Annotated in this window: 1 protein-coding gene; it reads right to left on the bottom strand. The window is 69.4% G+C overall.

Features of this window, described 5'->3' with window-relative positions; genetic code table 11:
* The coding region (locus AB0I10_RS41205; RefSeq protein ID WP_363157861.1) for a polyketide synthase dehydratase domain-containing protein at positions 1-1,251 on the bottom strand (1,251 nt) is incomplete at both ends.

The following is a 1,251-nucleotide window of genomic DNA, read 5'->3' as shown; positions in this document are numbered from 1 at the left end:
CGCAACACCCCCAGCACCCAACTCCGGCACCACCCTCACCACCACAACCGACGGAACCTCCCCACCCGCCACCACCGACGCCACCAACCCACCCACACCCTCAACACCCAACTCCACCAACCCACCCACACCCACCGACACGCCCTCAAACGCAACCGGCACCCACTCCACCCCGAACATCGACTCGCCCGCAGAACCCGAACCGCCCGCCAGGTCCTCAGCCGACACCGACCGCAACACCAAAGAGCCCACCGACGCCACCAACCCGCCCTCGGCGTCAGCCAACGTCACCGACAGACCCTCACCGGCCTCAGCCGGTACCACCCGCACCCGAGCCATCGACGCGCCCGACGCGTGCACCACCACATCGCCCCACGCAAACGGCAGCGCCAACCGCTCACCCACAGCGTCCGTGCCGACGATTACGTGCAACGCCGCGTCCAGCAGCGCCGGATGTACGCCGAACCCGGACACCTCCATGTCCTCGGCCAGCGCCACCTCCGCGAACAGCTCCTCGCCACGCCGCCAAGCCGCCCACACCCCCTGAAACACCGGACCGTAAGCCAGGCCGGACTCCGCCAGCGCCGGGTAGAAACCGTCCAGATCCACCGCAACGGCACCGACCGGAGGCCACTGCATCAGGTCACTGTCGCCAGCCCCGATCACGGAGTCGGCCGGGCCCAGCACACCAGCCGCATGCCGCACCCACTCCCCCTCCAGCACGGCATCCTCAACCTGGGCATACACGGCCACCGCACGGCGACCGGCCTCATCCGGCCCCTCCACCGTGACCTGAACCCGCACCCCACCCCGCACCGACAACACCAACGGCGCCTCGACGACCAGTTCCTCGACGCGGCCGCAGTCGACCTCGTCACCGGCGCGCACCGCCATTTCAACCAATGCAGCACCCGGCACCATCACCTGCCCGGCCACCACATGATCGGCCAACCACGGCTGCCCAGAGAGAGACAACCGACCGGTCAGCATCAGGCCTCCGCTCGCCGGCAGCGACACCGACGCCCCCAGCAACGGATGACGCGCAGGGGACTGACCCAGCCCCACCGCATCCACCACACCGGAACCACCCAGCAGCCAGTACCGCTGCCGCTGGAACGCATACGTCGGCAGACCAACCCGCTGGGCACCCGTGCCCGTAAAGACCTTGGCCCAGCCGACGGCTACGCCTCGTACGAACACCTTCGCCAGCGCCGTGAGCAGTGCACGGGGTTCGTCACGGCCACGGCGCAG

The sequence above is a fragment of the Streptomyces sp. NPDC050636 genome (assembly GCF_040654775.1).
Taxonomy (GTDB): Bacteria; Actinomycetota; Actinomycetes; order Streptomycetales; family Streptomycetaceae; genus Streptomyces.
Note: the sequence above shows the minus strand (reverse complement) of the source record. Positions and strands in the feature narration are given on the sequence as shown.